At 72.0% G+C, this 26074-nt stretch carries 21 protein-coding genes, 1 tRNA gene and 4 pseudogenes; 10 read left to right on the top strand and 16 right to left on the bottom strand.

Translation table 11 applies throughout. From position 1 onward, the window contains the following. Positions 1–26 precede the first annotated feature (26 nt). On the bottom strand, positions 27–818 hold the full coding sequence (locus M3M55_RS01485) for a cell wall metabolism sensor histidine kinase WalK (protein ID WP_249011053.1): 792 nt from the start codon (positions 816–818) through the stop codon (positions 27–29). Continuing rightward, positions 815–1537, bottom strand: coding sequence for a response regulator transcription factor (locus M3M55_RS01480; RefSeq protein WP_249011052.1), 723 nt, complete (start codon positions 1535–1537; stop codon positions 815–817). The genes M3M55_RS01485 and M3M55_RS01480 overlap by 4 nt, the downstream gene beginning before the upstream one ends. Positions 1538–1636: 99 nt before the next feature. Between M3M55_RS01480 and M3M55_RS01475 the strand changes: the two genes are divergently transcribed. Beyond that, the gene (locus M3M55_RS01475; protein ID WP_249011051.1) at positions 1637–3442 is read left to right on the top strand and encodes a hypothetical protein; all 1806 of its coding nucleotides are present in this window, start codon (positions 1637–1639) and stop codon (positions 3440–3442) included. Continuing rightward, the gene (locus M3M55_RS01470) at positions 3439–4197 is read left to right on the top strand and encodes a sortase (protein ID WP_249011050.1); all 759 of its coding nucleotides are present in this window, start codon (positions 3439–3441) and stop codon (positions 4195–4197) included. The genes M3M55_RS01475 and M3M55_RS01470 overlap by 4 nt, the downstream gene beginning before the upstream one ends. A gap of 174 nt (positions 4198–4371) precedes the next feature. Here the strand turns inward: M3M55_RS01470 and thiL are convergent, their stop codons facing one another. The 3 genes from thiL to M3M55_RS01455 are packed head-to-tail and all read right to left on the bottom strand — an operon-like array spanning position 4372 to position 7962. Beyond that, a complete protein-coding gene (gene thiL / locus M3M55_RS01465; RefSeq protein ID WP_249011049.1) occupies positions 4372–5436 on the bottom strand; it encodes a thiamine-phosphate kinase in 1065 nt (354 codons plus the stop codon). 11 nt (positions 5437–5447) lie between these two features. Continuing rightward, the gene (gene infA, locus M3M55_RS01460) at positions 5448–5669 is read right to left on the bottom strand and encodes a translation initiation factor IF-1 (protein WP_249011048.1); all 222 of its coding nucleotides are present in this window, start codon (positions 5667–5669) and stop codon (positions 5448–5450) included. Positions 5670–5697: 28 nt separating this feature from the next. Further along, positions 5698–7962 (bottom strand): transglycosylase domain-containing protein, encoded by a 2265-nt coding sequence (locus M3M55_RS01455; protein WP_249011047.1) that lies wholly within the window; start codon positions 7960–7962, stop codon positions 5698–5700. Between the two features lie 147 nt (positions 7963–8109). Here M3M55_RS01455 and M3M55_RS01450 point away from each other — a divergent pair, with 147 nt between their 5' ends. Beyond that, on the top strand, positions 8110–8970 hold the full coding sequence (locus tag M3M55_RS01450; protein WP_249011046.1) for a type II CAAX endopeptidase family protein: 861 nt from the start codon (positions 8110–8112) through the stop codon (positions 8968–8970). Then, entirely contained in the window at positions 8967–10058 is a 1092-nt protein-coding gene (locus M3M55_RS01445) for a L,D-transpeptidase (RefSeq protein WP_249011045.1), read from the top strand. Before M3M55_RS01450 ends, M3M55_RS01445 begins: the two co-directional genes overlap by 4 nt. A gap of 91 nt (positions 10059–10149) precedes the next feature. Here M3M55_RS01445 and M3M55_RS01440 read toward each other — a convergent pair whose 3' ends face one another. Next, positions 10150–10497, bottom strand: coding sequence for a hypothetical protein (locus M3M55_RS01440; RefSeq protein WP_249011044.1), 348 nt, complete (start codon positions 10495–10497; stop codon positions 10150–10152). A gap of 43 nt (positions 10498–10540) precedes the next feature. Between M3M55_RS01440 and M3M55_RS01435 the strand changes: the two genes are divergently transcribed. Next, positions 10541–11137 (top strand): orotate phosphoribosyltransferase, encoded by a 597-nt coding sequence (locus M3M55_RS01435; RefSeq protein ID WP_249011043.1) that lies wholly within the window; start codon positions 10541–10543, stop codon positions 11135–11137. 14 nt (positions 11138–11151) lie between these two features. Beyond that, positions 11152–12339 carry an MFS transporter gene (locus tag M3M55_RS01430; protein ID WP_249011042.1) on the top strand — a complete coding sequence of 396 codons (1188 nt, stop codon included), beginning with the start codon at positions 11152–11154 and terminating at the stop codon, positions 12337–12339. A 90-nt stretch (positions 12340–12429) separates the two neighbouring features. Here the strand turns inward: M3M55_RS01430 and M3M55_RS17490 are convergent. The 4 genes and pseudogenes from M3M55_RS17490 to M3M55_RS01415 all read right to left on the bottom strand — a co-directional run. Continuing rightward, a pseudogene (locus M3M55_RS17490) lies at positions 12430–12744 on the bottom strand (CBS domain-containing protein); the annotation flags it as partial. Positions 12745–12807: 63 nt separating this feature from the next. Next, positions 12808–14244, bottom strand: a pseudogene (locus M3M55_RS01425) (chloride channel protein); the annotation flags it as partial. Beyond that, entirely contained in the window at positions 14232–14780 is a 549-nt protein-coding gene (locus tag M3M55_RS01420; RefSeq protein WP_249011041.1) for a MarR family winged helix-turn-helix transcriptional regulator, read from the bottom strand. The pseudogene M3M55_RS01425 and the gene M3M55_RS01420, both read right to left, overlap by 13 nt. Positions 14781–14908: 128 nt before the next feature. After that, positions 14909–14980, bottom strand: a tRNA-Arg gene (locus M3M55_RS01415). 340 nt (positions 14981–15320) lie between these two features. On the opposite strand from M3M55_RS01415, the gene M3M55_RS01410 reads away from it, so the two are divergent. Together M3M55_RS01410 and M3M55_RS01405 are read left to right on the top strand one after the other, a co-directional pair. Then, positions 15321–16994, top strand: a complete 1674-nt coding sequence (locus M3M55_RS01410) for a hypothetical protein (RefSeq protein ID WP_249011040.1) — start codon at positions 15321–15323, stop codon at positions 16992–16994. Beyond that, a complete protein-coding gene (locus tag M3M55_RS01405; protein WP_249011039.1) occupies positions 16994–17629 on the top strand; it encodes a hypothetical protein in 636 nt (211 codons plus the stop codon). The genes M3M55_RS01410 and M3M55_RS01405 overlap by 1 nt, the downstream gene beginning before the upstream one ends. Here the strand turns inward: M3M55_RS01405 and M3M55_RS01400 are convergent. From M3M55_RS01400 to M3M55_RS01390, 3 genes are all read right to left on the bottom strand, one after another. Then, positions 17578–18225 (bottom strand): hypothetical protein, encoded by a 648-nt coding sequence (locus tag M3M55_RS01400; protein WP_249011038.1) that lies wholly within the window; start codon positions 18223–18225, stop codon positions 17578–17580. The genes M3M55_RS01405 and M3M55_RS01400 overlap by 52 nt on opposite strands. 93 nt (positions 18226–18318) lie before the next feature. Next, positions 18319–19872 carry a sugar transferase gene (locus M3M55_RS01395; RefSeq protein WP_249011037.1) on the bottom strand — a complete coding sequence of 518 codons (1554 nt, stop codon included), beginning with the start codon at positions 19870–19872 and terminating at the stop codon, positions 18319–18321. A gap of 152 nt (positions 19873–20024) precedes the next feature. Further along, positions 20025–20969: a UDP-glucuronic acid decarboxylase family protein gene (locus M3M55_RS01390; protein ID WP_249011036.1), complete on the bottom strand. Its 945-nt coding sequence runs from the start codon at positions 20967–20969 to the stop codon at positions 20025–20027. 332 nt (positions 20970–21301) lie between these two features. Here M3M55_RS01390 and M3M55_RS01385 point away from each other — a divergent pair, with 332 nt between their 5' ends. Both M3M55_RS01385 and M3M55_RS01380 read left to right on the top strand, forming a co-directional pair. Continuing rightward, positions 21302–23038, top strand: a complete 1737-nt coding sequence (locus M3M55_RS01385; protein WP_249011035.1) for an APC family permease — start codon at positions 21302–21304, stop codon at positions 23036–23038. 153 nt (positions 23039–23191) lie between these two features. Beyond that, the gene (locus M3M55_RS01380; RefSeq protein WP_249011034.1) at positions 23192–23740 is read left to right on the top strand and encodes a hypothetical protein; all 549 of its coding nucleotides are present in this window, start codon (positions 23192–23194) and stop codon (positions 23738–23740) included. A 214-nt stretch (positions 23741–23954) separates the two neighbouring features. Here M3M55_RS01380 and M3M55_RS17485 read toward each other — a convergent pair. From M3M55_RS17485 to M3M55_RS17380, 3 genes and pseudogenes are all read right to left on the bottom strand, one after another. Next, positions 23955–24212, bottom strand: a pseudogene (locus M3M55_RS17485) (molybdopterin dinucleotide binding domain-containing protein); the annotation flags it as partial. Positions 24213–24318: 106 nt separating this feature from the next. After that, the gene (locus tag M3M55_RS17385; RefSeq protein WP_256469063.1) at positions 24319–25368 is read right to left on the bottom strand and encodes a molybdopterin-dependent oxidoreductase; all 1050 of its coding nucleotides are present in this window, start codon (positions 25366–25368) and stop codon (positions 24319–24321) included. A gap of 137 nt (positions 25369–25505) precedes the next feature. Continuing rightward, a pseudogene (locus M3M55_RS17380) lies at positions 25506–26015 on the bottom strand (molybdopterin-dependent oxidoreductase); the annotation flags it as partial. Between the last annotated feature and the right edge of the window lie 59 nt (positions 26016–26074).

Below are 26074 nucleotides of genomic sequence, written 5' to 3'. Positions count from 1 at the left end.
CGGGCGGGACGGCAGGCGGCGGGGGCTCAGTCCTCAAGCACCAGCTCGAAGGTGGTCGAGCCCGGTTCGGAGGCCACCGTGAGGTGGCCATGCATCCGCTCGGCGAGCTCGCTGGCGATCGCGAGCCCGAGCCCGGATCCGTGCACCGCATCGCCGGTGTAGAAGGGCTCGAAGATGCGGTTGAGCTGCTCGGTCGGGATGCCGGCCCCGTCGTCGTGAACGGCGACGTGGACCCGCCCCTCCGAGCGCCCGGTGGAGACGAGGATCCGCGTTCCCGCGGCGGTGTGGCCGAGGGCGTTGTCGATGAGGATCCGAAGGATCTGGGCAACCCGCACGGGGTCGCAGACGATCTCCATGTGACGGCGGAGATGCAGCTCGAGACGGGCGTCACGGGCGGCGAGCGCCGGTTCGAACTCGGCCGCGACGCTGCGGGTGAGTTCGCCGAGATCGACCTCCTCGGGTCGCAGCTCCAGCGCCCCCGCCTCGAGCCGGCTGAGGTCGAGCAGATCGACGGACAGCTTGCGCAGGCGTTCGAGCTGCTCGCTCACATGGCCGAGGAAGCGCCGTCGCGTCGCCGGGTCGAGGTCATCGTCCTCCAGCAGCTCGACAAAGCCGCCGAGGGAGAAGATCGGTGTCCGCAGCTCGTGAGAGGCGGTTGCGATGAACTGCTTGCGGGCCGTATCGAGCTGGGCGATGCGTTCGGACCCCTCTTCGAGCCGGCGGATGCGGGGAAGCAGGCGCCGGGCGGTCAGCCAGCCCCCGCAGACGCCTCCGAGCCCGAGGCCGAGCGCAAGCCACAGCCCGGCGGTGAGGCTCACCCCGCCTCCGCGTCATCCCGGAAGCGGTAGCCGACGCCGCGCACCGTGAACAGGTAGGCGGGCGCCTTCGGGTCGCGCTCGAGCTTCTCGCGAAGATGCCGGATGTGTACGTCGATCGTGCGGGGATCGCGGTAGGCGGAGTCCCCCCAGATCTTTGCCAGGAGCATGTCCCGGGTGAATACGCGGCCGGGAGATTGGGCGAGGATCGCGAGGATCTCGAACTCGACGAAGGTGAGCGGCACGTCGGTCCCGGCGAGTCGCGCGGTCCGCTTGAGCAGATCGACGCGCAGCTCGCCGATCGACAGTCGCTCGGGACTCGCGCCGCTGTCGGCGGCGCGGACCATCTCGGCCCGGCGCAGGACGGCCCGCACCCGGCTGGAGAACTCCCGCAGGCTGAAGGGCTTGGTGATGTAGTCGTCGGCGCCGAGTTCGAGGCCGACGACCTTGTCGATCTCCTCGGCTCGTGCGGTCAGCATGATGATCGGCACCGCGCTGCGTGAGCGCAGGCGCCGGCACACCTCGAGCCCATCGACCCGGGGCAGCATCACGTCGAGGACGACGAGGTCGAAGTTCTCGGCCCCGAACCGCTCGAGCGCCTCCTGCCCGTCGGCAGCGGCGACGACCTCATACCCGTCGCGCTGGAGCGGGAAGGCGAGCAGGGTCTGGATCGACTGCTCATCATCCACGAGCAGGATGCGGGCCGGACGCTCTCCGTGCACCATCGACAGGGTAGAGCGAGGGCCCTTCGCGGTGCCGTCTGACCCGCCGCGACGGGCCGGGGGCGGCACCCTCTCACGGTCCACTAGCCTCCGTCGGCGATGGTGGAGACGCGCATCTACCGGGCGGGCTGGCTGATCGTCCTCGTCGCCGTGGTCATCTTCGGCTTCTCCCTCCGTGACCGGCCCCCCGGGCTCCCGACCGCCGTCAGCCCGGGAACGGATTTCACCTCGGTGGCCGGGGAGGCGACGGCGCTGGCGGACCGGTTCGGTGTCGTCGCCCCGGGCACACTCGCGGACTCGGATATGGCCGCCGCGGTCGCTGCCCAGCTCCGCTCCGCGGGAGGGTTCTCGGTCACGGACCGGTCGGTCACGGCGGCCACCGCCGCGGGAACGCAGGCGGTGGCCACCGTCGAGGCGGAGCGCCCCGGTCTCGGCCAGGGCACAGTCGTCGTGATCGCCAACCGGGACGGAGTCGTTCCCGGGCCGGCCGGTTTCGGCCGGCCCGGCCCCGCAGCGGTCGCCGCGACCGCTCCGAGCGCGATGCTCGTCGCTCTCGCCCGAGCCCTGTCGGGGTCGACGCTCAACCGCTCCGTGCTGCTCGTTTCCACGAGCGGAGCGGTCGGCGCCGCCGGCGCGACCCGCCTCGCCGAGCGGCTCGGCGGGGCGAACGTTGACGCGGCGCTCGTCCTCGGGGATCTCAGTGCCGCCCGGATCCGTGGACCGGTGCTCGCACCGTGGACGGGAGGGGAGCGGCTCGCTCCCCCGTTGTTGGGCTCGACCGTCACGACCTACCTCCGTCCGGTCGTCGGGGCGATGGCCACGGATCCGAGCTTCGGGTCAGAGGTCGTCCAGCTTGCGCTTCCCTTCGTCACCGGCAGCCAGGCCCCGTTCCGTGCGGTGGGGATTCCCGCCGTGGGGATCTCTCTCACCGGAGATCGACTCGGACGGGCCGGTGAGCGGGTAGACCTGCGCCGTCTCAGCAGCCTCGGCGCTGCGCTCGACGAGATCGTCAATGCGCTTGACGCCGGGCCGGCGGTGCCCGCCGCCTCGGCCTATCTCACCGTCAGCTCCAAGCTCATCCCGCTGTGGGCGATCCGGATACTCGTCCTCGGCCTGATCGCTCCGGTCGCGCTCACCCTCGTCGACGCGGTCGCGCGCGTCCGTCGCCGCGGCCACTCGGTGCTGAGCTGGGCCGTGTGGGTGCTGAGCGGCATGCTTCCGTTCCTGATCGGGCTCGCCGTCCTCGAGTTCGCTCGGGTCACCCACCTCCTCACGGCACCGCCGGGTGCGGTCGGGGTCGGTGCGCCGGTCACGGCCGCCGGAGCCGCGGTGACCGGTGTCGCCCTGCTTGCAGCGATCCTCGCGTTTCCGTTGCTGCGGCCCGCCGGCGTCCAGCTCGCCTCCGGGATCGGCTGGCGCCGGACCCCGACGACACCGGTGATCGAGGGCGCCGCCGTCGGGCTGTCGATCGTCCTCTGCGGCCTCAGCCTGCTCGTGTGGGCGGTCAATCCGTTTGCCGCGTTCCTGCTCGTCCCGGCCCTCCACCTGTCGCTCTGGCTCGGGGTGCCGGCGACGGTCCGCTCGCCTCTTCGGGCGGCGGCGATCGTCGCCGGTGGGCTGCTGGTCCCGGCCCTCGCCCTGCTCTACTACCTCGTCGACCTCGGGCTCACGCCCTGGCGCCTCGCCTGGGATCTCACCCTCGCGGTGGTCGGAGGCGCGATCGCCCCGGGCACTGCCGCCGCTCTCTGTGTCGCCCTCGGCATCCTCGCGAGCGCCGTCGTCCTGCTGCTCCGGGCCGTTCGCGCCGCCGACCCCGCGCCGGAACCATCGGTGAGTGTGCGTGGCCCCGTCAGCTACGCGGGCCCCGGTTCGCTCGGCGGCACCCGGTCGGCACTGCGCCGGTGACCGCTCGTTCCCACCGCGGCTGGCGGCTGCTCTCCCTTGCGCTGATCCTCGCCGGCGGCGCCCTCGGCGCCGACGTCCTTGCCACCGCCCTCTGGCAGGAGCCCGTGACGGCGGTCATCGCCACGATCCGGCGAGCCGGGTTGAACGAGCGCTTCAGCGGCACGCTCTCCCTCAGCCGGGTCAGCATGGCGACGCTCGCGACGATCCACTCGATGGACAGCCGGATCGCCTTCCTTGCCGCCCGGGAGGCCCGCACCGCCCCGGACGGGGCTGTCATCGGGCGGCTGGTGATTCCCCGCATCGGCGCGGCGGACGATCTCATCCAGGGGGCGGACGCCGCCAGCCTCGAGCTCGGCCCCGGGCACTACGGGCAGACCCCGCTTCCGGGTGAGGGCGGGACGGTCGCGATCGCCGGTCACCGCACCACCTACCTCGCCCCGTTTCGCGACATCAACGAGCTCTCCCCGGGAGACCCGGTCGTCCTCTACATGGGCTACGGAACCTTCACCTACACGGTCACCCACAGCGCGGTCGTCGCGCCGAACGCATGGTGGATCACCCGGCCGGTCGGACATGAGCAGCTCGTCCTCTCCAGCTGCAACCCGCTCTTCTCCGCCGCCCAGCGGCTCGTCGTGTTCGCCCGGCTCGTCGCGATCGCCCCGGCCGGGCCGGCTCGTCTCCCCAGTCCGGATCCCGTCCAGTCGATCGGCCGAGGAGTTCAGCTCCCCCCCGTTGACGCCGATAGACACATCTGACGGGGCCGCGTGGATGTCCATCTGGCTGGAGGGGATGATGACTGTGATGATCAAGGAGGACGAACGCGACATGCATGCCGTGGTCGCCGCGATGCTGGCCAGAGGATTTGCACAGCTGCTCGCGCCCGAGGCGCTCGATGACGGCCCGGTGAGGCTGCCCGGGTCAATCTCGGCTCAGAACACGTGCTCGAAGCCGACGCTGCCGGGATCCTCTCCCGCCCAGCGCAGGCCGGGGCTGCCCCGGCCCGGCTGGACCTGACCGATCCAGGAAACCCCGCCGGCCGTGGGTTCCCGCCCGAGGACGGCCTCGATGCGAGAGACCGCGTCGGCGCCGGCACAGAACAGCAGCTCGTAGTCCTCGCCGCCCCCGGCGGCCCACCGGCGCGGATCGACACCGGCTGCCGCCGCGACCGCGTCGATACCGGCGGGACGGGGAATCGTCTCGGGGTCGAGCTCGAGGATGACGCCGCCTGCGTCGGCAAGCTGCCGGGCGTCGGCAGCGAGCCCGTCGGAGAGGTCCATCATCGCGCTCACGCCCGCGCGAGCGAGTGCCTCGCCGGCGCCCAGCCGCGGCAGCGGCCGGGCGTAGCGGCCCTCCAGCCGCGACCGGGTCGCGGGATCGAGGTCGGCCGGGGTGGCCCCGTCGAGCAGCGCGAGCCCGGCGGCGGAACCTCCGAGCGTTCCGGTCACCCCGACGCGGTCTCCGGGGCGCGCTCCACTTCGGCTGACGATCAGGCCGGGATCGTCAGCCCAGCCGACGACGGTGACGGCGACCGTCACGATCGCCGAAGTGCTGAGATCACCGCCGGCGATCACCGCCCCGCAGCCCCGGGCGAGCGCGGCCGCGCCGGCGAACAGGTCCCGGATCCACGCGTCTTGGAGGTCCGCGGTGAGCCCGACCGCGAGATAGACCTCACCGGCGGGGACGCCCATCGCGGCGAGGTCCGACAACGCCCCCGCGACCGCCCGGTGACCGATCGCCTCCGCCGTCAGCTGGCCGCGGCGAAAGTGGACGCCATCGACCATCATGTCGACGGAGGTGACCGCATAGCCGCGCGCCCGCACGACGGCGGCGTCATCTCCGATCCCGCGCAGCAGTCGCGCCCCGGTCCTCCCCGGGCCGTCCGGGTCGGCGGCGGACCCCGGAGCCGCGTCTGGCCGGGGCCGAGCCGGTAAGCCGGCCCCGGCGCCGGGCGCAAGATGACGCGCCAATTCGCGGATCAGTGCGCGCTCACGCACCGAAACGGGGCTCAGCGGTGGCGGTAGACGATTCGGGCGCGGTCGAGGTCGTAGGGCGACAGCTCGACGCGGACCCGATCGCCGGGGAGGATGCGGATCCGGAAGCGGCGCATCTTGCCGGCGACGTGCCCAAGCACGATCCGATCCATGTTGTCGAGCTTGACGCGGAACATCGCGTTGGGGAGCGCCTCGACGACCTCTCCCTCCAGCTCTACTTTTTCTTCCTTCGGCATCGGCGGCCATTCTAGGACGCCGCGGCCCCTAGCCGATCCCCGAGCCCCCGGTGGTCGGATTCGTGGCGGTCTGGCCGGGGGGTGTCCCGCCCCCTCCGGGCCCCGTGCCGGCACCGGGCGCCGGGGTGGTGGGCGCCGTCACGGGCGCCGTCTGGACCGGGGTCGTCGTCGCCCCGACGGTTGTCGCCTGGGCGTTCGTCCCCGTCCCCGTCCCCGTCCCTGTCCCCGTGGCGGTTCCCGTTGTCGTGCCGGTCCCCGTCGTCGCGCCGGTCCCGCTCGCCGTCGCCGGCGTGAACGGCGTCGTGATCACCGGGGCGGCGCTCACGCTGTGGGCACCCTTGAACGGCTTGCCGACGAACGGCTGGGCCGGAACGGGGAAGGCGCTGCAGTTGCCCGCCGTCGCCTTCTCCATGAAGTCCTTCCAGATCGGGGCCGCGAGGGTGCCGCCGTAGCCGGGGCCGAGCCCGTTGACGTCCTCCATGTACTGCCCCTCATCGGTGTAGCCGACCCAGACGGCGGTCGACAGCTGCGGGGTGTAGCCGACGAACCACGCGTCGGTGTAGTTGTTCGTCGTCCCCGTCTTGCCGGCCGCGGGACAGCCGTAGTAGGCGCCATAGCCGGTACCGGACGGGGTGAGGACCGTCTCGAGCGCCTGGGTGCCGGCGTACGCCTCCGCGGGAGAGAACACCCGGGTCGGTGAGGTGTCCTGAAGGTTCTCGAACCGGCCCGAGGGGAGACGGACGCCGGTGATGATCGTCGCGCGGTAGTGCGAGCCGCCGTTGGCGATCGTCGCGTAGGCGTCGGCCATCTGCAGCGGGGTGACCCCCGGGTTGAGTCCGCCGATGATCGCCGGGTAGTAGGGCTTCTGGGGCGTGGTGATCCCCATCGCGTAGGCCATCGAGAGGACCTTCGGCAGCCCGAGGTCAACCCCGAGCTGGGCATAGACGGTGTTGTCGGACACCGTCGTCGCCTGCGTGACGTCGATCGTGCCCGCGTAGGTGCGCTCCGCCGTCGCCACCGACCAGGTCGGGTCCGCGGGCAGCCAGCCGGGATTGAGCTTCTTGGAGACGTAGTAGGTGGTGTTCGGGTTGCCCTGATAGTCGTGGATGAGCGCCATCAGCGAGAACGCCTTGAACGCCGACCCGGTCTGGCGCAGTGCCTGGGTCGCGAAGTTGAGCATCGTGTGCGGGGCCTTGAGACCGTAGGTCGTGTTCTGGGCCATCGCGACGATGTCCCCCGTGCTCGGGTCGACGCTGACGACGACCGCGTCGGGGTCGCCGGGCTGGCCCTCGTTGGCGGCGAGCGCCGCCTGGGCGTACTGCTGATCCTGAAGGTTGAGCGACGTGTACACCCGCAGACCGCCCTCGTCGACGGTCTTGACCCCGAGCCGGTTGATCAGCTGCTGGCGGATGTAGGCAAACACGTAGGGCTGGCGGACCGTGTCGTAGGCGTTGTTGGCGTGCACCTGCAGGGAGGAGACGTTTGCGACGTTCGCCTGAGCGGGCGTGATGTAGTGCGAGCGCACCATCGCCGCGAGCACCTCGCTGCGGCGCTCACGCGCAAAGGTCGGGTTGAGGAACGGGTTGTAGGACGTCGGCGCCTGGGGCAGCCCGGCGAGGAGGGCGATCTGGGCGAGGTCGAGGCGGGTCACCGGCTTGTCGAAGAACATCTGCGAGGCGGCGGCGACCCCGTAGGCGGACTGGCCGCCGACCGTGCCGTACGGGACGTCATTGAGGTACTGGGTGAGGATCCACCGCTTGGAGTGACGGGCATAGAGCTCGTCGGCGAGCTTGATCTCGACGATCTTGTACTTGAAGGAGCGGGCGTCAACGAGGCTGAGCGGGAGATAGACGTTCTTGACGAGCTGCATCGTCAGCGTCGACGCGCCCTGGACCCCGCCGCCGCTGCCGAACACGTCCGCGACGGCGGCGCGGAGGATCCCCTGGTAGTCGACCGCTCCGTGATGGAAGAAGCGGCGATCCTCGATCGCGACTGTCGCGTTGCGCAACAGCGTCGGCTCCTGGTTGGCGGTGAGCGCCTTGCGCAGGACATCACTGGACAGGTAGCCCAGGAGGGTGCCGTCGGAGGCGAACACCTCCGAGAGCTGACCCTGGACGCGCGGGGCGAGCGCGCTGAGGTTCGGCGCTGAGTCGGCGGTCGAGATCACCCAGCCGGCGGCAGCGATCCCACCGCCGACAAGGGCGACGAGCACCGCGACCGCGCCAAGAGCGAGCACCCGCTTGAGCGGGTGAGAGGCTCTGCGGCTGCGCCGCTGTCGCTGATGTCGGCTCATGTCTGGTCCAGCCCCGCCGTCTGCTCAGCAGGTTAGCTGCCTGAGACGGTCGGCCCGGGGTGCGTCGGCGTCCGGAGCACACCGGCTTTCCGATGAGTTCGTGCTGTGGGTGCGGGCTCCTGCCCGCTCTCCCCTAAGCTCGCGCCCATGGACGAGCCGCGCCCGCACCCGGTCTCCCTGCTGCTGGCCCCCGCCGCCGTCGTGATCGGGCTCGCCGCCGGCTTCCTCGTCACCGTCATCGTCGAGGTCGTCGGGCACGCCTTCGGTTCCTCGCTGACGAGCCCGAGCCCGGCGGTGAGTCTCGTCTCCGACTACCTCTTCGACCTCTGCTTCGTCGCCGCCGCGCTCTACCTCGTCGTGCTCCGCCGTGGGCTGACGGGGCGGCCGGTGATGGGCGCGGCGACGTTCGGATATCGCCGGATCCCGTGGCGGGTCGGGGTGACGGCGGTCGTCCTCGCGGGCGCCGCCTACTACGGCATCAGTTTCCTCTACAGCCTGCTTGTGACGGTCAAGGGGACCGACAAGCTGCCGAGCGAACTCGGCGTGACCCACTCGACGGTGGCGGCGCTGTTCACCGCGATCTTCGTCTGCGTCGTCGCGCCGATCTGTGAGGAGTTCTTCTTTCGCGGGTTCCTGTTCGGGGTGCTCCGTGGAATCCGGGCGCGCATCTTCGGCCAGGAGTTCGGGACCCTGATCGCGGCGATCATCGTCGCGATCCTGTTCGGGCTCGCCCACTCCGGTTCGGCCAAGCCCGAGTACCTGATCCCGCTCGGCCTGCTCGGCTTCGTGCTCTGTCTCGTTCGCTGGTTCACCGGCTCGCTGTACCCGTGCATGGCGATCCACGCGATCAACAACGCGGTCGCCCTCGGCGTCAACGAGATGCACTGGGGGGCGGGACCGATCGTCGCCGTCGCCGTCAGTGCCCTCGCCGCGATCGGGCTGATCACCGGTCGGCTGTCGGGACCGGCGCCCTGGCGCCCCCGCCGTGAGCTAGCCTCCGGCGGATGAGAACTCGAGCGCTCGGGCTCGCCTGCGTCGCCGCGGCAGCCCTCACCGCGCCGGCGGCCGCGTTCGCCGGCGGTCACTCCTCCGGCACCGGACCGACGCCGGCGGTCGCGAATCCGACGAGCCCGACGACGACCAGCCCGACGACGACCGCCCCGACGAGCCCGACGACGACCAGCCCGACCCCGCCGAGCCCGGTGCGCCGGGCCAGTGGACGGGCGCGGCTGTTCCTCGCCGGAGTCACCACGATCGACCACGCGAACGTCAGCGTCCCCAGCCGGCCGGTCACCGTCACCGGGGTCGTCACGCCGTATGTCCCCGGTCAACAGGTCACCGTCACCGCGTTCGTCGGTCGACGGGCGATCGGCCGGCGGGTGCTCGCGCTCGTCCCTTCACCCCGGCGGGTCGACGGGCGCTTCCGGGCGGCCTTCTCGAGCCCCCTCCCGGGCACGGTCACCGTCACCGTCAGCCACGCCGCCACCGCGACCCAGGCGGCCTTCGGGGCCCAGCGCCACTACAACGTCCTGTCCGAGGCCGTCCGGCCCGGCATGCGAGGCCGGTTCATCGACCTCCTGCAGGCCCGGCTCGCCGCCCTCCACATCTTCCTGCCCCGCACCGGGGTGTTCGACAACGGCACCCTGCTCGCGCTCAACACCTACCACCGGATGCTCGGCCAGGGGGAGGGCGACACCGCGGTGACCCCCGCCCTCGTCAGCGACCTGCTCGCCGGCCGTGGCGCCTTCCACGTGCGGTTCCCCCGTCAGGGCCGCCACGCCGAGGGTGACCTGTCCGACCAGGTCCTCGCGCTCGTCGACGGCGGGAGGGTCGTCAACCTGTTCCCGATCAGCTCCGGCAAGCCGTCGACGCCGACCGTCCTCGGCTCCTGGCGGATCTGGCTGCGCACCCCCGGCTACCTGCCCGACGGGATGTACTACTCGGACTTCTTCATCAGCGGGTACGCGATCCACGGCTATGATCCCGCGCCGAACTATCCGGCGAGCCACGGCTGCATGCGCCTGCCGATCCCGGATGCGATCACCGTCTTTGACTGGCTCGCCCTCGGCGACTGGGTCGACACCTACTACACCTGATCGTCACCACGGGTGGGTGGTGTGGCGGCTGACTGCCCGGTCAGCCGCCACCCTCGGGCGTGTCCAGGTCCCACTCGCGACCGGGTCGGCGTCAGAACGCCCGGGCGCTGGCCCAGCGGGCGATGAAACCGAGCAGGAAGCCGTAGAGGAGCAGTGACAGCCCGGTCTCGATGAGGTGGCGCATCCACCGCGAGTCGGTGCTGACGATCGAGCGGAACGGCGATTCGAGCTGCGCGGTGACCTGATCGATGAACCGCCGTGGCTGGGCTTCGCGGCTGATGGGCACCGACTTCCGGTTCGGGCCGGAGATCGTGCCGTTGGCGATCGCCTCGGCTTGGCCCGCGGAGGCATGCGAGGTCTGAGAGACCGCGAACAGGAGGAAGGAGGCGACCACGAAGGCGCAGCAGAGGAGCGAGAGGAGACGGAGCAGGCGAGCCATCTAGAGAGGAGTGTCGGCTTCCGACGCCTCTAGCATGAGCCCCGTGACGCCCACCTCCCGCTCGCCGGTCAGCCCTGACAACGACGACGAACCCGCCCGTCAGGCACTGCTGGCGGCCGTGCGCGACCATGCCCTCATCCTCGGTGAGGTGACGCTCACCAGCGGCGCGCTCGCCCACTACTACGTCGACGTCAAGCGGGCGATTCTGCTTCCGGAGGGCTTTGTGCCACTCGCCCGCCTCGTCGCCGCCCAGGCGCGGGCGTGGCGGGCGACCGCGGTCGGTGGCATGACGATGGGGGCCGACCCGATCGCCTGTGCCGCCCTCGCGGGTGGGGCCGACGTGAAGGCGTTCTTCGTCCGCAAGGAGGTCAAGGCCCACGGCCTCTCCCGCCGGATCGAGGGCCCCCTGCTCGACGACGGCGACCGCTGCATGCTCGTCGAGGACACGGTCACCACCGGCGGTTCGACGCTCAAGGCGATCGATGCGCTGCGCGCCGAGGGACGCCACGTCTGCGGGGTGCTCGCGGTCTGTGACCGGCTCGCCGGTGGGGCGGAGGCGATCCGGGCGGCGATCGGCGACGCGCCCTACCGGGCGCTGGCGACGATCGACGAGATCTATCCGGGCCGTCCCGACCGCTGAGTGAGACCGGCTCGGTGCGGCGGTCTCAGCGGGCGTCCGCGGCGGCGCTCGTGCTCGTGGCGATCAACCTGCGCCTCGCAATCGCGGCCGTGCCTCCGGTGCTGGGCGAGATCCGTCGCAGCACCGGTCTCGGCGCGGCCGCCAGCGGCCTGCTCACCGCGATCCCGGTGTTCTGCTTCGGCGTTTGCGCGCTCGCAAGCCCGCGCCTGATCCGCCGGCTTGGACGCGGCCCGACCCTCTCGCTCGTCCTCGGTGGCCTCGCCGCCGGGTGTCTGGTGCGCCTGCTCACCCCGACGGCGGCGCTGTTCGCCGGCACGGCGATCATCGGCGCGGCGATCGCGGTCGGCAACGTCGTCGTCCCGAGCGTGATCAAGGCCGACTTTCCTGACGCCCGGGTGCTGATGACCGCGTTCTACTCGGTGGCGCTGTTCATCGGCGGTGGTGTGGCCGCCGGGTTGACGGTCCCCCTCCAGCATCTCCTGGACGTCGGCTGGCGGGTGGCGGTGGCGCTGTGGGTGCTCGTCGCGCTCGTCGGGTTGGCGCTGTGGCTCCCCCATGCCGCCGACGGACGGGGGGAGCCCGACGGCGCCCCGGCCCCAGCGGCCGGAGGGCTTGGGATCGGCGGACTCTGGCGCGACCTGACCGCCTGGGCGGTCACCGCCTTCATGGGTCTGCAGTCCCTCGGCTACTACGCGACCCTCAGCTGGATCCCGACGATCCTCGAGAGCCACGGGGTGAGTGCCACCACCGCCGGCTGGTTGCTGTCCTTCTCGACCCTCCCGGGCATGCTCACCGCGCTGGCGACCCCGCTGGTCGAGCGGCGGATGCGCCGGCCGGGGCGCCTTGTGCTGGTGGCCACCGGACTGCTCGGCGCCGGGTACGTCGGTCTCCTCACCGGGCCAACCGGGCCGGCTGCGTATCTGGTGATGACCCTGCTCGGGCTCGGGCAGGGGGTGTCACTCAGTCTCGCCCTCGGCTACATCGTCGCCCGCGCCCCCGACGCACGTCGAGCGGCCGGTCTCTCGACGATGGCCCAGAGCGTCGGGTACATGCTCGCAGGGACCGGGCCGTTCCTGCTCGGAGCTCTCCACGGCATCACCGGCGCCTGGCCGGTGCCGATCGCACTGCTCATCGTGCTGCTCGTCCCCTTCACGCTCGCCGGCCGGTTCGCCGCCGCACCGCGTTTCGTTGGCGCTCCCTGAGCGGCTCTCCGGCGTCGGCGCGGGTGGCTCGCCGTCGGGTCCGCCTCCGAGTTGGGCCCGCAGTTCGCTGCGGTAGGTCCCGAGGACATCGCCGACGCTGAGCGTGCCGATCACCCGCCGGTCCTCGTCGAGGACCGGCAGGAACCGGCGCGCGTTCGCGCTGAGCGCGTCCATCGCCTCCACGAGGGTCGCCGACCCCGAGACGGTCGGGGCGCCCGCGTCGATCGCCTCCCGCAGCGATCCGTCCCCCGCCGACCGCTCGGCGAGGGCGGCGGTGCTCGTCGTGCCCTCGAAGCGGCCGTCCGCGTCGACGACCGGCGCGGCCCGCAGTCCGGCCTCGCGGAGGCGGGCGAGCGCCTCCGCGCCGGTCAGCGCGTCGGGGACGAGCAGTCGCGGCCGGGCCATCGCGTCGGCGACGGTGACCGTCTTCGGGAGGGCGGTGGCGTCAAGCGCCTGGCGGCCCGGGCGGTCGGCGCGGCTGCGCAACTGGGCTCGGTACATCGTCTGGTCGGTTCGGGTGACGATCAGCCAGGCGACCCCGACGGCGACCATGCCCGGCTCGAGGGCGGAGAGGCTGCCGGTCATCTCCGCGACCATGATGGTCACGGCGACCGGCGCGCGGGCCACGCTGCCGAAGCAGCACATCATCCCGGCGATCACGTACGGCGCCGGGTCAGCCCCCATCCCCGGGAAGATCGGCTCGAGCAGGCGCCAGACCGCGGCGCCGACGAACGCGCCGATGACCATCCCCGGCCCGAAGATCCCCCCGGCACCCCCTGAGCCGATCGACAGGCCGGTGGCGACGATCCGCGCGAACGGGACGACGAGGACGATCCACAGAGGGAGGCCGAGCAGTTCCCGTCCGAGCCCGTGCTGGATCCAGCCGTACCCGGTGCCGAGGACCTGGGGGATGGCGATCCCGATGCCTCCGACGAGCACGCCCGCGAGGGCCGGGTTGGCCCAGCGCGGCAGCGGAGAGCGTCCGAACAGACCGGTCAACCCATAGAACCCCTTCGCGTAGAGGAGGCCGATGAGACCGCCGGCGATCCCGACCACGGCGAAGAAGATCAACGTCACCGGGTGGGTGAAGTGGAAGCTCGCGAATCCGAACAGCGGCGTGAATCCCTCGGCGGCGCCGAAGATGCCGTACCCGACCCCGGAGGCGATGAACGACGGCAGCAGGGCGGAGGGTTCGAAGTCGTCGCGGTAGAGGATCTCGGCGGCGAGGATCGCTCCGCCGAGTGGCGCGCCGAAGATCGAGCCGATCCCGGACCCGATCCCCGTCGCCACGACGATCCGGGCGTCCGTCGGGCTGAGGTCGAGGACCCGGGCGAGCAGCGATCCGAAGCCGGCCGAGATCTGCCCGGTCGGCCCCTCACGACCGCCGGAGCCCCCGGAGCCGATCGTCAGCGCGGAGGCGACGATCTTCACCACCACGGTGCGCAGGCGCACCCCGCGCGGGTTGTGGTGGACGGCGGAGATCGCGGCGTCGGTGCCGTGCCCCTCGGCGTCGGGGGCGAAGCGGAAGACGAGGATCGCTCCGAGCAGCGCGCCGAGGCCGGTGATCAGCGGCAGCGCCCACTCCCGGGCGGCGGGAGAGTTCCCGACGACGTTCCCCTCTCCGAACGGCGTCGGGACCCGGTAGCCGGCGAGGACGCCAAGGAACACGTGGGTCCCGAGTTGCAGCGCGGCGTAGAAGAGAACCGCCCCCGACCCGGCGATCACTCCGACCGCGACCCCGAGGACGAGCCACTTCTGCACATAGGTCGCCTTCGCCACCCAGGCTGAGGCGGCCGTGGCGAGCGCGCGCAGGGAGCGTAACCGCGTCGGGCGGGGCGGCGGTCCCGGGTCGTGGTGGGAGACCGGCGCGGCCGGAGTCGGCGCGGGGCCGCTCACAGATCCCATCCGCTGCTCCACTCCTGCTCGGGCACTTCACCCGCCGCCTCAGTGAGTTGTCGCAGGGCGTGGACGAGCGGCTCGCGGCCCTGCGGCGGGACCGCCTCGAGCAGTGCGGCGATTTCTCCGCGCCGGCGCTCGGTCACCGCATCGACGAGGTCTCGCCCCGCGGGTGTCAGGCCGAGCCGGACCGCCCGCCGGTCATGAGGCGCCGCGCGGCGGTCGATCAGCCCCTTCTGCACGAGCCGGTCCGACAGCCGTGACGCGGTCGGAGCGGTGACGCCGACCGCCTCAGCGAGGGTGGCGACGCTCTGGGGGCCGCGTGAGGCGAGGATGACGAGCGAGCGGTACTGGGTGAGTGTCACCTCCTCAGCGACGGCGGCGAGGGAGCGGGCGGCGACGGCGACGAGGACCCGGCTCGCGCTGAGCACCGCGTCGACGATCTCACCGGGGGCGGGGGCGGCCGTCGGGTGGGTCGCCGCGGTAGGGACCGGGGCGGCGGGGTCGGCGGAGGCCGCCGGCGAACCCTCCGTGCTTACGTGCATGTAGCAATCATTGCACAGGGCATCATTAGCCCGTCAGCACCGACGGGCGCTGAGGGTGTGCGTCGACGTTGTCCGAACGGGGTGACCCCGCCGTGAATCTCGGACTCCTGGCGCGGGCGTGCTTCGAGTGCCCCCGGCAGGAATCGAACCTGCATCCCGCGCTTAGGAGGCGCGTGCTCTATCCATTGAGCTACGAGGGCGGGTGCCCGCCGGGTCGGCCCGGACGCTACGGACGCGGCGGCGGCTGCGGCCGGTGGCGGTGGCGGTGGCGGTGGCGGTGGCGGTGGCGGTCACCGTGAGGGTATCTGGGCTCGCGGTCTCCGGCTCGGCCGAGCGGCGGGCACTCGGCGGGAGCGCGCGCCCGGCGACGGTTGGGAATGGGGAAGACCCCAAGCGGCGGCGACCGGTACAACCCGGGCAGTGAGCTCACTCGCCTCCGAGCCTGAATCGCCCGCCCCGCCGCGGCGGCACTGGCCCCGCCGGCGGCAACCGGGGAGCGGCCCTGGGAGCCGTCGGGGCTGGGCCTCGCGAGCGCGCGGGGTGACTCTCCCGCTCGCGGGGGCCGTCGTCGTGATCCTCGCACTCGCCGCCCCGGTGGTCATCTCGGTGCTCGGGCTGCCCGGCCCGCAGGCTCACGACGGGGCGGCGCTCATCCTGTTCGGCGACCCGACCGGGCCGAGCGGACCCCATCCGCTCGGGGTCGACGCCGCCGGCCGGGACGTTCTCAGCCGAATTCTCGACGGTCTCCGCTCGCTCGTGCTGCTCGCGGGTTCCGGAACCGCCCTCGCCGTCATCACCGGAGCGGCCATCACCGCGCTCGCCGTCAGGATCCGGGGTCTCGCGCGCGCCTGGACGCTGCTCTGCCGCGCGCTCGGGACCTTTCCGGCGTTGCTGCTCGGGCTCGCCCTCAGTGTCCGGCTCGGCCGGGGCGCGGGCGGGATGATCCTTGTGGTGGCCATCACCCAGGTCGGGGTCGGGCTCGCCCCGGCGAGTACCGCTGCCGCGGGGAGGGCGTTCCTGCGTCGGCTCCCGGGTGCCCTCTCCCTCGTCTTCACCCTCACCTTCCTCGGCGTCCGCGCCGGCGGGCGCACGCCCGAGCTCGGGGCGATGGTCGCCACCGCCGGACGCGGGATCCTCGCCGGGGTTCCCGCCTGGTGGGCGCTCGTCTTCCCGGGCCTGGCGATGCTGCTGGCCTCCGCGCTTGCCCTGGCGGCCCGCGCCCGCTGGGCCGGCGCCGACCGTCCCAGCGGCACCCCCGTGGGCCTGATCGGCGACCGGTGGGCCCTCCGCGGGCTCGATCTGGCCACGCGGGCTGGGGTCACCCTGCTGCTCGCGTTCGTCCTGCTGCCGCAGCTTGGCGGCAGCGAACCGGGCGGCGACGGCCCCCTCGCCGGAGCCGGCCGGGAGCTGGCGGCGACAGCGTCCCTCACCGTCGGGGCGCTGCTCGTCGCCGCCCTGACGGTCGAGTGCGCGATCCGCATCCTGGCGGGGGAGGGTGGGTGGCGGAGGCGGCTCCCGCTGCCGCCGGCGGCTCGGCTCGGAGGGCTTGTGCTCGCCGCCCCGCTTGGCTGGGCCGCCTACCTCGCGCTCGCTCTGCTCTCCGACAGCGTCGGTCCGATCCCGATCGCCCCGGCGCCGGGCAGCTACGCCACTCTCGCCGCCGGCCTCGGCGCCTGGGCCCAGCCGCTCATCCTCGCCTGGGTGCTGCTCGGGCTCGGGCTGGGCGCGGTGGCCGCGCCCGGGCTGGCCCGGGCGAGCGCGGAGGTCGCCGCCTCCGCTCAGCAGACTGTCGCCCGGGCGGCCGGAGTCGGCACCGGCGCGCTGATCCGCCAGCGGCGGCGCAGCCTGCGGACTGGGCTGCTCGCCCGCCTCCGGTCCCGGCTCGGCGCGGGAATCGGGGCGATCGTCGTGATCGAAGTCACCTTCTCGATCCCGGGGCTCGGACACGCCGCCGCCGCGGACGCACACGCCGGCCGGGCCGCCGGGATCAGCGACATCGCCCTGCTCGCCGCCGGTGCGCTCCTCCTGCTCGAGGTCGCCCTGACGGCGATCGTCGTGGGGCGAGACCCGCTCGGTCCGGCGCGGGACCCGCTCGGTCCGGGGCGCGACGACGGCCGGGTCCAAGCCGACGGCGGCCGGCCCGAAAACGATCACGGGCCGGCTCGTGGCGGCGACGGCCTGGCCCACGGTGACAGCCAGGTGGAGGCGCCGTAATGGCGGCGGACCGAGCTGCCTTGGAGCCCCTGCCGCTGCGGTGGGAAGACGGCGGTGTCGAGCTCGTCACGCCCGGCAGTGCCCTCGCGCTGATCGGCGCCGGCGCCGCGCCCATCCTCGCGCGTGCCTGCCCGCCCGGGCCCGGAATCGTCTGGCTGCTCGGTGACTCTGCCCGCCCGTTGCACCCCGGTGAGCGGGTCGGGACGCAGATCGCCGCCGCGCTCGGAGGGACCCGGAGGGCCGCCTGGGACCGAGCGATCGATCTGCTCGAGCTCACCGGGATGCCCGAGCCTCAGCGTCGCGTGGCGGCGCGGCCGCACCGACTCGGGGCGCTTGACCGCCAACGCGCCCAGCTCGCCCTCATCCTCGCCAACGGCCCGCACGTCCTGCTCGCCCACGATCCGACCGCAGGCCTGGATCCGGGGGAGGCGGTCACCTTCGCCGCGACCCTGCGCCGTCTCTGGGAACGGCTCGGGTTCACGCTCCTGCTGGCCGACAGCCCGCTGGAGGTGAGTGAGCGCGTGGCGGAGGAGATCCTCGTCCTCGAGGGCGGCGTGCCGGTGCAGCGCCGCCGCCGCGCCCCTCAGCCCTCGGGTGCCTCCGGCGGGCCGTCGTCCTCGTCGTCCTCGACGTAGAGGGACTCGACCGCGAGCTCGTTCCCGCGCCGGCCCCACAGCTTCACCTCGAGGAAGTCCCCCATGTAGTTGTCGGGGGCGATCAGGGTGAAGCGCTCGGCCTGCACCTCGCACTGGTCGACGGCGAGGTTGGCAAGCTCCGCGGTCACGAGCGCCCCACCGCGAATGAGCGGAACACCCCAGACGAGCGTGATCTCGGCCCGGGCACCCCCCTCGCCACGCCAGACGGCGATCACCTCATCTGAGAGGTCGAGCTTCCAGGCCGGGTTCTCCTCCGCCGTCTCGGCGGTGAAGTCGGCTTGGGCGCGGAAGTCCGACGGTTCCGCGCCGTCTCCGCCGGTGTAGGAGACAAAGCCGAACAGCTCAAAGCCCGTGCTCGTCCGGGCTGACGCGGGCACGTACGTACGCCCGGCGTAGGTGCGGTCCGGAAACCAGCGGATCTCACCGGGGCTGCCGAGATCCTCCCCGTCGGCGTCGATTCCGGACACTGCGGCGAGGAACTCGCTGGTGAGCGTCTCGGCCCAGCGGCCGGACGGGGTGGCCTCCTGAGGCGGCTCGGCGGCGAAGCTGGGGATGAAACGGTCGGTCGGCGGCATCGCCGGCGCAGTCTAAGGGGTGGCGGGATCGACAGCTGCGCGGGTACCCGCCGACGCGGAGATGCCGCGCGGGTCAGGCGGCGCCCCGACCGGTCAGTAGGCGCCCCGGCGCGAGAACACCGCCGGGATCGTCTTGAGCAGGATCGACAGGTCCAGGAACAGCGACCACTGCTCGAGGTAGAGGAAGTCGAGGCGCACGAGGTCGTCGAAGTCGAGGTCTGAGCGGCCCGACACCTGCCACAGCCCGGTGATGCCCGGCAGCACGAGGTAGCGCTTCTTGTGCCAGTTCTCGAGCAGTTCGTAATCGCGCATCGGGAGCGGACGCGGACCGACGAGGGACATCTCTCCACGGATCACGTTGAGCAGCTGGGGAAGCTCATCGAGGCTGAAGCGCCGCAGCCACGCGCCGATCGGCGTGAGCCGCGGGTCGTCCTTGATCTTGAACAGCGCCCCCGACTTCTCGTTCAGCGGCTCGAGATCGTCCTGGATCTGGTCGGCGTTGTTGAGCATCGTCCGGAACTTGAGGCAGTAGAAGGGCCGGCCGGCCAGCCCGGGCCGGACCGAGCGGTAGATGACCGGTCCACGGGAGGTGAGCTTCACGGCAAGGGCGATCATCAGCATCACCGGCGTGGCGATGAGCAGGGCACAGGAGGCGACGACCGCATCGAAGCCCCGCTTGAGCGCGTAGTCGACGCCGTCGAAGACCGGTGGCTTGACCCGGAAGAGCGGGACGGTGGCCCCGGGGACGAACTCGCCCCGGTCGATGAGGATCTCCATCGTCGACGGAGCGACCTGGACGTTTACCCCGAGCTGGTGGCAGGTGTCGATCAACTCGAGCGCGCGGTCCTGGGGAAAATCCGGGTCGGTGAGGATCACCTCCTGAATGCGGCTGTCGACGAGAATCTCAGACAGGTCCCCGAGCGCGCCGAGGGAACGCAGTCCATTGTCGGGGTGGGGGGTGACCGAAACGAACCCGACGACCTCGACGTTCGAGCGGGTCCGGCTCGACAGAGCGTGAGCGACGTCGGCGATCTGGCGCCCCGAGCCGACGAGGAGGGCCCGCCGCTCGTATCCGGCACGCGTGAGCAGCCAGCCGGTGACGGCCGTGTGGACGTAGCGCAGCAGGCCGATCGCGATCGTCGCGAACACGAGCGAGCCGTAGAAGATGTAGTAGCTGGAGAAGTGTTCGCCGTTGGCGAGCGCGAAGATGAGCGAGACGACGGTCGCCTGAAACAGGGCGGCGGCGATCTTCGCCGTCCCCGGCCGCCGCGCCCGCTCGGAGTAGAGGTCGGCGCGGGCGAACAGCAGGACGGTGACGAGGTAGGCGAACCGCGACCAGTGGTTCGCCTGGTTGATCGCACTCTCCAGGGTTCCGCCGCCGCTGAGGATGAGCTTGAGCCAGAGGGCGAGCGTCATCGCGCCGGTGATCCCGGCGAAGTCGAGGGCGAGCAGGGAGAGGACGCGAACGACTCGGCGCGTGATGTCCCAGCGCAGGATCGGGGACGGTGACCGCGGCCGGCTCACACTCGCCGGCGTGTCCGGTCCACCCCGGCCACCCGGGCGCAGGGCCCGCGGCGCCGGCAGGCGGTAGAAGCCGTCGGCCGGAGGGGAGGGCGGCGGTGCCTCGGTGTGCTGAACGCTGCTCACGTGGAACCTGCAGGACTCGCTGACCCTGCTCTCCCTCTGCTCATCGAGATGACGCGACCGCTAGCTGAGGGTCGCGCAGTTGCAACGGGACAGGGGCGAGAAGGTTGCGCAGGAAGTACCGGCGCGATCGGGCGCGGTCGGTGTTCCAACGCTCACCGGCTACCCATGAGCGCCTCAGCGCCGGCCCGCTCGATCGTCCGCGTCAACCCTTCACGCAGGGCTACGGTCGGCTCCCAGCCGAGCAGCTCCTTGGCGAGGCTGATGTCCGGCTGACGTACCTGCGGGTCGTCGGTCGGGAGCGGCTCGAAGACGATCTCGGACGCGGACCCGGTGATCTCGAGGACCGTCTGGGCGAGCTCGAGGAGGGTGAACTCGTTCGGGTTGCCGATGTTGACCGGGTCGTGGTGCCCGGAGTCCGACAGCGCGATGATCCCGCGGATGAGGTCGTCGACGTAACAGAACGAGCGGGTCTGTGACCCGTCGCCGAACACGGTGATCGGCTTGTCCTCGAGCGCCTGGCGGAGGAAGGTCGGGATCGCCCGCCCGTCGTGGGGGCGCATGCGTGGCCCGTAGGTGTTGAAGATCCGCACGATCGCGGTGTCGACCCCCTGCTGGCGGTGGTAGGCCATCGTCAGCGCCTCGGCGTAGCGCTTGGCCTCGTCATAGACCCCACGGGGGCCGATCGGGTTGACGTGGCCCCAGTAGGACTCCCGCTGGGGATGTTCCTTGGGGTCGCCGTACACCTCCGAGGTGGAGGCGGTGAGAAACCGTGCGCGGTGCCGCTTGGCGAGCCCAAGCGTGTGGTGGGTGCCGTAGGAGCCGACCTTGAGAGTGTGCAGCGGGAGGCGGAGGTAATCAATCGGGGAGGCGGGGGAGGCGAAGTGGTAGACGCAGTCGACCGGCTCCTCGACGTAGTACGGGTTCGTGATGTCGAGGTTGAGGTGGACGAAGTCGGGTGTCCGCAGGTGGGCGATGTTCACCAGCGATCCCGTCTCGAGGTTGTCGATGCAGATGACGCGATTTCCGCGGGCAAGCAGCTCCTCACAGAGGTGAGACCCCAGGAATCCTGCGCCACCGGTGACAAGACAGGTTGGCATCTGGCCAAATCTACCGCGGTGACGGGCAGAAGGTTTCACATTTGCCCGACACGGGCCACGCCGCCGCCCCCCGCCGGTCGGCCCAGCGCGGAAGGGTCCCGGGGGACTGCGGCGAATACCGGACCACAGCGGCGTGGACAACCGGCCGGCACGGTTTGGCCCCGTGGACCTTGTGCTCGGGGGTGCGGCGCGGGAAGGTTGCCGGCAGCCGAGGACCGCCGCCCCAGGGGGGGGGCGACCGGTCCGTCTCGCAGAAAAACTCGCACAAGCCGGGCGCGGCATGGGAGGGTCTCGCCCTTAACGCAGTCCCAACTCAGAGGAGGAAGTCGTACATGTCCACCACGGCACCGGCATCGCCGGTCGTCAACCTCGATTCCGAGGGCCTCGACCGGGGCATCGGGTTCCTCGGCCTGCTCTGGGCCTCGGAGACGTCGATCATCGGTTCAGGCTGGCTGTTCGGAGCTCTCGGGGCTGCCGCGCTCGCTGGTCCGTCGGCGATCCTCGGCTGGGTCCTCGGTTCGGTGATCATCCTCGTCCTCGCCCTCGTGCACGCTGAGCTGGGCGGCCTCTTCCCCGTCTCGGGCGGGACGAGCCGGTTCCCCCATTACGCGTTCGGTTCCTTCGCCGGTGCGACCTTCGGCTGGGCCTCCTATCTGCAGGCGGCGAGCGTGGCGCCGATCGAGGTGCTCGCGACGATCCAGTACACGTCGGGGGCGAGTTGGGCGCACTTCGCCCACGGCTGGTACAAGCCGGCGACCACGGGCCCGGGCACCCTCTCGGGCGTCGGGATCGTCGTCGCCCTGGCCCTGCTCGTGTTCTTCATCGGGCTCAACCTCGTCGGTATCCGGCTGCTCGCCCGGTTCAACGCCGGCATCACGACATGGAAGGTCGCCATCCCCGTCGTGACGATCTTCATCTTCATCATCGGCTACTTCCACAGCGGCAACTTCGGTCACGGCGTCGGCGGGTTTTTCAACTCCAACGGCGGTGCGGTCAAGAACATCTTCGAGACCCTCCCGGCCGGGATCATCTTCTCCCTCCTCGGCTTCGAGCAGGCGACCCAGCTCGGCGGCGAGGCCCGTGACCCCAAGGACCTGCCCAAGGCGATCATCCTCTCGATCCTCATCGGCGGGGCCGTCTACATCCTCGTCCAGCTCGCCTTCCTCGGCGGCGTGCCGACCCACATCCTCAAGGCGGCCGGCGGCTGGTCGGGCCTCGTCTCGACCTCCAAGGCCCCCCACGTCGCCGCGATCGTCGGCAGCCCGTTCTACACCGTCGCCTCGATCCTCGGGCTCTCCTGGTTCGCGACGATCCTCTCCATCGACGCGATCATCTCCCCGGGCGGTACCGGATTGATCTACGAGACCGCGAGCGCCCGGATCTCCTTCGGGCTGTCGCGCAACGGCTTCATCCCCGAGGCGTTCGAGCGCGTGACCGGCTCGACCCGGACGCCGGTGGTCGGGATCGTCGTCGCGGCGATCGTCGGCGCCCTGTTCCTGCTGCCGTTCCCGAGCTGGGCGGTACTTGTCAACGTCGTCACCTCGATGTCGGTGCTGATGTACGCGGGTGCACCGGTGTCGCTGGCGGCGCTGCGTAAGCAGAAGCCCGATCTGCACCGGCCCTACCGGCTCCCCGGCGCCTGGTTCTTCGCCCCCGCCGCGTTCGTCGGGGCGACCTGGGTGATCATGTTCTCAGGCTGGGAGACGATGACGACGGTCGCCGCGGCGATGCTCGTCGGCTATCTGCTGATCGCCCTCAACTACGCCTTCCGGCTCAACTCGAAGGCCCCGGCGATGGACTGGGTCGCGGCCCCGTGGATCATCGCCTACCTGATCGGGATGCTCCTCCTCTCCTATCTCGGGCCGTTCGGTCCCGGCGGGGCCTTCGGCGGCCTCACCTCAATCCTCTCCCAGGGCGGGACCGGGGACATCGGCCTGTACGCCTCCCTTGTCATCAACGCCGTCTTCGCGCTGATGATCTTCTACTGGGCGGTCGCCACCCGGCTGCCGGAGGCGCGGGTCGACCACTACGTCGCCGACGTCTACCCGCCGCCGCTCGAGGGCCACTGACCCGCTCTGGCGGGCCGCCGGTCCACCGGGACCGGCGGCCCGGTCCTGCGCCCCCGGGCCCGCCAACGCCACGCCCCCGCCGCCGCCGACCGCGTGCCGACGGGGGAGACGGGCGGGCAGGAAGGGGCGGGGCCGCGGCGAACCCCTCAGGTGATGGACGAACTCGAAGCGGTCAGGCGGCTCGTCAAATCTCCGCCCGAGCTGTGGGCCCAATGTCGCGACGCGGAGACGTTGGGCCGCCACCTCGACGCGATCGGGGGGCTGCGCATCACCGCGCTGGAGGAGGAGCACACCGTGGCCTGGGAGGGCGACTGCGTCAGCGGCACGGTGACCCTCGAACCGTCGGGGTGGGGGACGCGGGTCCGGATCCGCGCGATGTCGGCCCCCGGCCGGCGGACCGGAGCCCCTGAGACGCCGCCGGCGGCCGTCCGGCGGGCCGGAGCGCCCGAGCCGCCGCCGGCGGCCGTCCGGCCCTCGGCCGGGGGCCTGCTCGCGCGCACCGTTCGCCAGGCCGCTCAGGTGCTTGCGGGGTTGACCGGTCGCCCTTCGGGATCCGTCCCGGCGGCGGGTGCCCGTCGCCCGGCGGCGTCCACCCGGACGTGCCCGGCGGTGGCCGAACCCGCGATCGACCTCGCCGCCTGCCTCGAGGCCGCCCTCGACAGTCTCGGCCGGGCCCACCACCGCCCCTACTCCCGCGCCTGAGCCCGGCCCGGGCCGCCGTGACCGTCCGCCGGCGTCGGCGCCGGCGGTCCACCACGAGCGCGGGCCGTGCGGCCGCCCGGCCGCTCGGTGAGACGGCCTGACGGTTGGTGTCCGCGTTGCGTGCCGGAGTCGTCGCGATCGCCTCCACCCGCACCGGCACCGCGTTGAAGGCGGCGTTGCCGGTCAGGCCGTCGAGGACCGTTGCGTCGGTGATGTCGTTGAGGCTCGCCCCGGCATGTTCGGCGGCCCGGCGCCAGCTCACGCCGGCACGGGAGTGGCCGAAACCATGGGGCAACCAGACGACCCCGTGGCGGATCTCGTCGCTCACCGACACGGGCAGCTCGATCGAGCCGATCCGGGAGCTGATGCGCACCCGATCGCCGTCGGCGAGGCTCCGGGCGACGGCGTCTTCGGGATGGAGCAGCGCGGTGCCGCGGTCCTCACCCTTCATCAGCCGGGCGGCGTCGTGCATCCATGAGTTGTTCGAGCGCAGCTGCCGGCGACCGATCAGGGTCAGGTCGAAGCCCCGGGCTCGAGTGTCTGTCGGCTCGGCGGCGATCGTCTCCAACCGGGCCGCCTCAGCGAGCATCGCCTCCGGGGCGAGGCGGACGTGCGTCTCCGGGGTGGCGAGCAGGTCGGGCAGGCGAGGCGTCAGCGGCCCGAGGTCGATCCCGTGGCGTGCCCGTTTCACCGTCGCGAGGGTGAGTCCGCGGCGGGGACCGCGGGCAAGCAGGCCGTAGGGGCCGGCGCGGAGGCCGAGGTCGGCGAGCCGCTCCGGGGTCACCGCCGCGGTGACGAGCTTCAGCGCCGGGTGCTGCACTCGGCCGAGCGCGCCGCGGCCGATCCGCGCCACGAGCCCCAGAGGATCTCCCAGTCGGTCTTCCCGCCGGGCGGCGTCGGGAGCGCCGCCGGTTGGCGCGGATGTGGTTGTGCACCGAGACCGACGGGAAGACGAAGTCGACGTCGGCACGTTCGAGGTGGGAGACCGGGGGCAGGATGACGTGGGCATGGTGCGTCGTCTCGGTGACGTAGAAGTCGACGGCGATGTAGTGCTCGAGGCCCGCCAGGGCCTCGTCCAACCGCGCCCCCTGCGGCGTGGAGAGGACCGGGTGGCCCGCGTAGGTGACGAGTCCGCGCACCTGACCCTCTCCTGGGGTGAGGATCTCATCTGCCAGGCCGGCCATCGGCAGTTCGTCCGCGTATCCGGGCAGACCGCTCACCCGCTGGTGGCGGTGGCCCCAGCGCCGAGTGAGCGGGATCGTGCCCAGCACACCGAAGCCGTCGATCGCCGGGGTCGGGAACATCGCCCCGCCGGGGGAGTCGACGTTCGCCGTGAGGATGTTGAGGGCGTTGATCAGCCAGTGGGTGAGGGTGCCGGTGCGCTGGTGACACACCCCGACCCGGCCGTAGGCGACCGCGGAGGCGGCGGCGGCGAACTCGTGGGCCAGCCGGCTGATCGTGTCGGCTGCCACGCCTGCGCGGGCAGCCGTCCGCGCGGGCGGCCAGTTCGCGGCAAGGCCAGCCAGTTCGGGCACGCCGTCGACGCGGCCGGCGAGTCCGCCCAGGTCCTCCCGAAAGAGCGTGTGGAGCATGCCGAGCAGGAGAAAGACGTCTCCGCCGGGCCGGATCGAGATGTGCTCGCTGGCGTGGGCGACCGTCTCGGTCCGGCGCGGGTCGACGACGACTCGTCCGCCGCGCTCCCGGATCGCTGCAGGCGGTGCCGGGCGCCGGGGGCGGTCATCACCGACCCGTTGGAGACCGCCGGGTTGGCCCCCAACAGCAGCATGTGGTCGGTGCGATCGACGTCGGGGATCGGCAACAGGGCAAGGCTGCCGAACATCTCGTGGGAGCTGCGGTGCTGGGGCAGTTGGTCGACTGAGACCGCGGAATAGTTGTTCTCCGAGCCCAGCAGTGCGCGTAGCGCGACGGCGGGGAGGAGGGCGGCCGAGTGCGCGCCGGGGTTGCCGAGGTAGGTGGCGACCGTGTTTGCGCCGTGGCGGTCCTGGATCGCACGCAGGCCTGCGGCGGCGAAGTCGAGGGCCTCTGGCCAGGGGATCGCCACCCACTCATCCCCGACGTGCTTGACGGGGTGGCGCAGCCGGTCCGGGTCCTCGTGGAGGTCCACCAGCGCGGCCGCCTTGGGGCAGATGTAGCCCCCGGACATCACGTCGTCAGGATCGCCGGTGATCCGTAGGACCCGGGTGGTGCCCTCCACCTCCACACGGATGCCGCAGTGGGCCTCACACAGCGTGCACTGGCGATAGACCGTCTTCATGGTGTCCCGAGACCTCCCGGTCGGATTCAGTCCCGCATTCCGGTGTGTCCGAACAGCTC

The sequence above is a fragment of the Conexibacter sp. DBS9H8 genome, from assembly GCF_023330685.1.
In the GTDB taxonomy this organism is placed as follows: domain Bacteria; phylum Actinomycetota; class Thermoleophilia; order Solirubrobacterales; family Solirubrobacteraceae; genus Palsa-465.
This window is presented reverse-complemented; position numbering and strand designations above follow the sequence as displayed.